At 69.6% G+C, this 6,235-nt stretch carries 8 protein-coding genes; 7 read left to right on the forward strand and 1 reads right to left on the reverse strand.

Annotated elements, in window-relative coordinates:
- The 4 genes from GBZ26_RS25740 to GBZ26_RS25755 all read left to right on the forward strand — a co-directional run.
- Nucleotides 1–1,049: AI-2E family transporter (locus GBZ26_RS25740; protein ID WP_247884909.1), on the forward strand; the 1,049-nt coding region annotated here is incomplete at its 5' end.
- Nucleotides 1,050–1,118: 69 nt separating this feature from the next.
- Nucleotides 1,119–2,174 (forward strand): SPFH domain-containing protein, encoded by a 1,056-nt coding sequence (locus tag GBZ26_RS25745; RefSeq protein ID WP_174441280.1) that lies wholly within the window; start codon nucleotides 1,119–1,121, stop codon nucleotides 2,172–2,174.
- A gap of 31 nt (nucleotides 2,175–2,205) precedes the next feature.
- Nucleotides 2,206–2,634, forward strand: a complete 429-nt coding sequence (locus tag GBZ26_RS25750) for an NfeD family protein (RefSeq protein ID WP_174441281.1) — start codon at nucleotides 2,206–2,208, stop codon at nucleotides 2,632–2,634.
- A 39-nt stretch (nucleotides 2,635–2,673) separates the two neighbouring features.
- Nucleotides 2,674–2,823, forward strand: a complete 150-nt coding sequence (locus GBZ26_RS25755) for a hypothetical protein (protein WP_155903503.1) — start codon at nucleotides 2,674–2,676, stop codon at nucleotides 2,821–2,823.
- A gap of 177 nt (nucleotides 2,824–3,000) precedes the next feature.
- Here the strand turns inward: GBZ26_RS25755 and GBZ26_RS25760 are convergent, their stop codons facing one another.
- The gene (locus GBZ26_RS25760; RefSeq protein WP_174441282.1) at nucleotides 3,001–3,417 is read right to left on the reverse strand and encodes an HRDC domain-containing protein; all 417 of its coding nucleotides are present in this window, start codon (nucleotides 3,415–3,417) and stop codon (nucleotides 3,001–3,003) included.
- Between the two features lie 248 nt (nucleotides 3,418–3,665).
- On the opposite strand from GBZ26_RS25760, the gene GBZ26_RS25765 reads away from it, so the two are divergent.
- The 3 genes from GBZ26_RS25765 to GBZ26_RS25775 all read left to right on the forward strand — a co-directional run.
- A complete protein-coding gene (locus tag GBZ26_RS25765; protein ID WP_174441283.1) occupies nucleotides 3,666–4,595 on the forward strand; it encodes a hypothetical protein in 930 nt (309 codons plus the stop codon).
- 145 nt (nucleotides 4,596–4,740) lie between these two features.
- Complete coding sequence (locus tag GBZ26_RS25770) at nucleotides 4,741–5,058, forward strand: STAS domain-containing protein (protein WP_246653649.1); 318 nt, start codon at nucleotides 4,741–4,743, stop codon at nucleotides 5,056–5,058.
- Nucleotides 5,059–5,077: 19 nt separating this feature from the next.
- A partial coding sequence (locus GBZ26_RS25775) for a PP2C family protein-serine/threonine phosphatase (RefSeq protein WP_174441284.1) occupies nucleotides 5,078–6,235 on the forward strand: 1,158 nt, incomplete at its 3' end.

The raw sequence follows: 6,235 nt of genomic DNA on the forward strand, positions 1-6,235 counted from the left end.
CCCCGGCCCGGAATCCCCGCGACCCGGTGCGGGTGGCGGTGATGGGGTTGTTCGTCATCGCGCTGCTGTTCACGCTGTATTTCGGCCGCGACGTCCTGCTGCCGATCATGCTGGCGCTGATCCTCAGCCTGCTGCTGCGGCCCTGCGTGCGCGGCCTCTACCGGCTGGGCCTGCCGGAGGCGCTGGGCGCGGCGGTGGTGGTGCTTCTGGTGCTCTCCGCCGGACTGGGGGCCATCTACACGCTGACGACCCCGGCCACCGAATGGGTCAACCGGATGCCCCGCGTGGTCCACGAGCTGGAGTTCAAGCTGGGCGACATCCGCGAAGGGATCGACCGCGCCCGCGAGGCCTCCCGCCAGATCGAGCAGATGGCCTCCGACCGCAACGGTGCGGCGCGGGAGGTCGTGGTGCGCGGCCCGTCGCTGGCCGAACAGGTGCTGCACCAGGCGGAGGCGGTGATCGCCAACGTGGTGATCCTGCTGGTTCTGCTCTATTTCTTCCTGGCCCGCGGGCGGCAGAGCCTGGAGGCGCTGATCGGCACGATGCGCGACGTCGACGACCGCGTGCATTACGCCATGGTCGCCGCCACGGTGCAGCAGAACATCGCCGCCTATCTGGCGACCATCACGGTCATCAACATCGGGCTCGGCCTTGCGACGACGCTGGCGATGTGGCTGTGGGGGGTGCCCAACGCGGCGCTGTGGGGCACGCTGGCCGGGCTCATCAACTACGTCCCCTTCATTGGGCCGGCGGTGATGACGGCGGTGCTGTTCCTGGTCTCGGCGCTCACCTTCGACGGGGGGCTGCATATCTTCGGGCCGCCGCTGACCTTCGTGGCGCTGACGATGATGGAGGGGAACTTCCTGACCCCGATGATCGTCGGGCGGCGGCTGGCGCTGAACCCCATCGGGGTGTTCGTGTCCATCCTGTTCTGGGGCTGGATGTGGGGCATCCCCGGAGCCCTGCTGGCGGTGCCGATCCTGGCGATCCTGAAGATTTTGTTCGACGCGCACGAGCCGCTGAAGTCGTTCGGCGCCCTGCTGGGCTGACGCCCTGACCGCTCTAGCTCTGGCCGGGGTGGCCCCGCCGTGGCATGGTTCGAGGGAGGAAACGACCGGATGGGAGGTGGGGTGATGGTGGTCAGCGGCTTGACGCTCTTCGTCATCGCGCTCCTGATCTTCGCGCTGGCCCTGGTTCTGCTGGGCGTGCGGACCGTGCCGCAGGGCCAGGAATGGACGGTGGAGCGGTTCGGCCGCTACACCCGCACGCTCCAGCCCGGCCTGCATCTGCTGCTGCCACTGATCGACCGCATCGGGCGCAAGCAGAGCATGATGGAGACGGTGCTCGACGTGCCCTCGCAGGAGGTCATCACCCGCGACAACGCCATGGTCACGGCGGACGGCGTCGTCTTCTTCCAGGTGATCGACGCCGCCAAGGCCTCCTACGAGGTCAACAATCTGGAGCTGGCGATCCTCAACCTGACCATGACCAACACCCGCACGGTGATGGGCTCGATGGACCTGGACGAGCTGCTGTCCCAGCGCGACCAGATCAACGCCCGCCTGCTCGGCGTGGTGGACGAGGCGACCAGCCCCTGGGGCGTCAAGGTGACGCGCATCGAGATCCGCGACATCCAGCCGCCGCGCGACCTTGTCGACAGCATGGCGCGCCAGATGAAGGCGGAGCGCGACCGCCGCGCTTCCATCCTGGAGGCGGAGGGCCAGCGCCAGGCGGCGATCCTGCGGGCGGAGGGCGCCAAGCAGGCCGCCATTCTCCAGGCCGAGGGGCGGCGTGAGGCCGCCTTCCGCGACGCCGAGGCGCGCGAGCGCTCCGCCCAGGCGGAGGCCGAGGCGACGCGGCTGGTGTCCGACGCCATCACCGGGGGCAGCGTCCAGGCCATCAACTATTTCGTCGCCCAGCGCTATGTGGACGCCCTGACCGCGGTGGCCGCCGCCCCCAACCAGAAGGTGCTGTTCATGCCGCTGGAGGCCGCCAACGTGATCGGTGCCATCGGCGGCATCGCGGAGATCGCCCGCGAAGCCTTCCCGAACCAACAGGCGTCCTCCGGAGCGGCCGCCGCTCCGCCGCCGGCACCGCGCAGCCCCTGGAACCGCGATGAACGGAATCGTGACGAGCCGAACAGGCGCGATGCGCCGGTGCCGCCGGAGTCGTAGGATTGGGCGAAACCCCGAAGGCGGACGCGCGATGATCGAATTCTGGCACTGGTGGGTTCTGGCCGTGCTGCTGGGCGCGCTGGAGACGGTGGCGCCGGGAGCGGCCTTTCTGTGGCTGGGCGGGGCCGCGGCACTGGTCGGCTTCGTGCTTCTGGTCTGGCCGTCCCTGCCGTGGGAGCATCAGGGGCTGCTGTTCGCCCTGCTCGCCATCGCCGCACTGGTGGGAACCCGCTTCCTGTCCCGCAGCTCAGCGCATACGACGCACACGCCGCATCTGAATCGCCGGACGGCGCAATACATCGGGACGCTGCACACGCTGGACGGCCCCATCGTCAACGGGCGGGGCCGGGCGCAGATCGGCGACGGGCTTTGGACCGTCGAGGGGCCCGACCTCCCCGCCGGAACCCGTGTCCGCATCGTCGGTGCCGAGGGCACTCTGCTGAAGGTGGAGAAGGCCTAGGCGCCAGCCGAAACGCCGCGTCGGAGCTTCGGCCAGATCATGCCGGATCTGCTCGGCGTGGCGCTCCAGCCGCTGCGCCAGAGCGTCCATGCTGCCGTCGCCGGTGGCCGCCGCGCGCTCCGCCGCCTGACGGCTGAAGGCTTCCAGTTCCCGCGCCATGGCACGGTAATCGGGCACGTCGCCTCTTGATCCGGATGTCCCGTCCATGGCCTCCGCCATGTTGCATTGCCGCAAAACCACAAAGGTATGCTGGCACAGCGTGAAGGGGCCTGGAATCTGGCTTACGGCGGGTTTGGCTTCTCTTTCGGCACAATGGACATGGTCGACCGGCCCTTCGGCCTACGCCATTCCGGAAGGGTGGCTGCGTCAGTCGATCAGTTCATCCAAGGTCGCGCGGACGACCTGCACGATCTCCCCGCCGAAGTGACCGACGCCGAGATCGCGGGCACCAACGATGATGGACAGCTCGCGCTCCGTCGTGGGGGCGAATCGAGCGATTTCCGGCACCAGCTCGTCCGGCAGCACGGCGTCGCGCGACAGCCCTTCGCGAGCCGCCGCGCGGTCCCGCCAACCGTTGAGGGCGGCGTTGATCGCAGCCTCGATCTGGAGGGATTCCTCCTTGCGCTTCAGGTCCTTGTAAAGCACGAGAATGCGCCAGGCGCCGTCGGCGTAGGCGGTGTCGATGCGTTGCACCTCGACCGCGCGCAGGAAGGAGGAGAGTTGCCCTTGGGCCTCGTCCGCGCTCGCGTCGGGGATCATGAAGGTGCGGATTTCAGTGCTCATCCTGTTCCTCGATGCGTGCCTCGCCTTTCGCGCAAGACTACACGAAAGCGCCCGCACCCGGCTACTCCGGCACGATCCGAACGGATGCCCCCTTCGTCATAGGAAAACCATGGCGGCGCTCGGGACCCTGCTCCCTCCCGGAGTGTTTGACTCGCAGGACACCGTGCATCGCTGGGCGCACCGCTGGGAGGAGCAGAGGGACCATGACCGGGCCTGTTGAACCGCAAAAGCACCGGACGGCAAGGAGCGTGCCGCAAGCGAAGCCGCGGCGGTTGTGGATCACCCTTCTGGCGGTGATCCCCGCGCTGTTTGCGGCCGGAACGGCGGGGGCCTTCTGGACCGGCTACAGCCTCCAGGACCGGCCCTTCGCCTGGTACAACAGCAACCGCATCGCCGCCACGGCGGAGCGGGCGGCGCGGGACCTGTCGCCGACCGTCGTGGTGGCGCTGGGCGACTCGGCGTTGCGCAACGCCACCCTGGACGAGCCGGGCATGGCCGCGCTGGCGGCGAAGCATGGTGTGGAGAGCCTGCATTTCCTGCGCATCGTCCACGACGACGCCCGGATCGAGGATTTCGAACCGCTGCTGGGCGACGTACTGAAGCTGAAGCCGGCGCTGGTCCTGCTGGATGTGGACCTGCTGTTCGCGGAGCGCAGCGACTTCGCCGGTATGCGCCGCTACGGCTCGCACCTGACGGAGGTGGCGATGCTGGGCCGCTCCTACCTGCCTGACCAGAGCGCCCTGCAATACGCCAAGCCGTGCCACGCCGTTGGTCCTCAGGACTGGACCGCCACCGCCGCCGACCGTTGGGTGGAAACCCGCGACGACGCCGTCCGCATGAACGACGACTCGCCGGCCTTCGAGCGGGTGCGGCGCTTCGCCGATCAGGCGCGCGCCTCCGGGGTCGGGATCGCCCTGCTGCTTCCGCCCCGCCCGGCGGCGGTGGAGGAGCGTCTGTACGGCGCGGGCAACGGTTACCGCCCGGCGGCGCTCGACCGGCTGCGCGGGCAGGCGGACCTGCCACTGTGGCGTTTCCCCGACTCGGCGCGCAAAACGATGACCTTCTGCCGCAGCGGCATGCTCGCACCGGAGGGACGCGATGCCTATTCGGCATGGCTCGCCGGCGGAATCGCCGAGCGCCTGTCGCATCCGAGGGTGGAAGAGGCCGCTCTGCAATAAAGTCCGCCTGTCCCGGCCGGATGACGCCGCGCTGACACGGCAACGTCATCAAAGTGCAATTCCCGGGGCCCTAGAATGCGCCCGCATCCCCGCCGGTCCGACCAATGGGGGATTGCGCCTCTCTTCGGCCACGGGTGAACCACAGATGAGCGCCGCCATGGATTTCTCCGTCCGCGAGGCCCCGGCCAGCACCGAGATCGTGCTGAGCGGGCGCATGACCTTTGCCGATCACGACACCTTCCGCGACGTCATCGCCACCTTCGAGCGGCCGGCGGGGCACCGGATGGTGTTCGACCTGTCGCGGCTGGACTTCGTCGACTCCTCCGGCCTCGGCATGTTCATCATCGCCCGCGACACCGCGCAGCGGCGCAATCTGGATTTCGCGATCCGCGGCGCCCGCGACGAGGTGCGACGCCTGATCACGATCGCCAAATTCCACACCATGTTCACCATCGCCGACTGACGCGGCGGGAATGGACGCGATGGGCCACGCCCGCGCCATGACGCTGCCGCCCGGCACGGACGACGCCGCGCCACCGCGCCCCGCCCGCCCCGGCGCCGGCGTCTCGGTCTACGGAATGGCGCTGGGTATCCCGCTCGGCGGCTGCCGGGTGCTGATCGCCGACGACAGCGCCTTCAACCGCAGGACACTGACCCGCTTCCTGCACTGGGCCGGGATCACCCAGGTCGCCTTCGCCTCCTCCGCGGAAGAGGTGATGGAGCGCTTGGAGAGCTTTGCCCCCGACCTGCTGCTGCTCGACGCGGCCATGCCGCGGATGGACGGCATCGGCGTCTGCCGCAGCCTGCGCGGCGATCCGCGCTGGCGCGACCTGCCGATCCTCATGCAGAGCGCGCTGCACTCCGACCAGATGAGGACGGTCTGCTTCAGCGCCGGGGCGACCGACCTGATCACCAAGCCGATCAACCCCGGCGAATGCATCGCCCGCGTGCGCTATCACCTGGAGCGGCGGTCGATGGTGCAGGAGCTGCGCGCCTTCCACGAGCGGGTGGAGCGCGACCTGCGGCAGGCCCGCGCCATGCAGCTCGCCCTGGTGCCGGAGCCGGTGGAACTGGCCGCCCTCGCCGAGCGGAACGGGCTGGCGGTGGATTCGGTCTTCCGCGCGTCGGACGAGATCGGCGGCGACTTCTGGACGGCCTTCGCGTTCGACGGGAGACGGGTCGGGGTCTTCGCCGCCGACCTGTCGGGCCACGGCATCGCCGCGGCGATCAACGCCTTCCGCCTGCACACGCTGCTCACCCGCACCCCGCCGGAGGAGTTGCGCGATCCCGCCCGCCTGCTGCGCCAACTGAACGGGCGGCTGTGCGAGATCCTGCCGCTGGGGCAGTTCGCCACCGCCTTCTACGGGGTGATCGACCGCACCGACGACACGCTGCTCTACGCCGCTGCCGCATCGCCCAGCCCCCTCCTGGCGACCAACTTCGGCCTCCAGCCGCTGGACGCGTCCGGCCCGCTCCTCGGCGCCTTCCCGGACTCGGCCTACACGAACCGGCGCGTTCCGCTGCGGCGCGGCGACAGCCTGTTCCTCTATTCCGACGGGCTGAGCGAAGCCCGGGATGCCGAGGGCGCCATGCTGGGCGAGGACGGCCTGCTCCGTCTGGCCGAGCGCGCGGCGGCGGAC

Source organism: Azospirillum formosense (genome assembly GCF_013340925.1).
GTDB classification, from domain to species: Bacteria; Pseudomonadota; Alphaproteobacteria; order Azospirillales; family Azospirillaceae; genus Azospirillum; species Azospirillum formosense.

Coding starts and splice junctions, on each gene's coding strand:
- GBZ26_RS25745 (WP_174441280.1), top strand. CDS start 1,119: ATGGGAGGTGGGGTGATGGTGGTCAGCGGCTTGACGCTCTTCGTCATC.
- GBZ26_RS25750 (WP_174441281.1), top strand. CDS start 2,206: ATGATCGAATTCTGGCACTGGTGGGTTCTGGCCGTGCTGCTGGGCGCG.
- GBZ26_RS25755 (WP_155903503.1), top strand. CDS start 2,674: ATGCCGGATCTGCTCGGCGTGGCGCTCCAGCCGCTGCGCCAGAGCGTC.
- GBZ26_RS25760 (WP_174441282.1), bottom strand. CDS start 3,417: ATGAGCACTGAAATCCGCACCTTCATGATCCCCGACGCGAGCGCGGAC.
- GBZ26_RS25770 (WP_246653649.1), top strand. CDS start 4,741: ATGAGCGCCGCCATGGATTTCTCCGTCCGCGAGGCCCCGGCCAGCACC.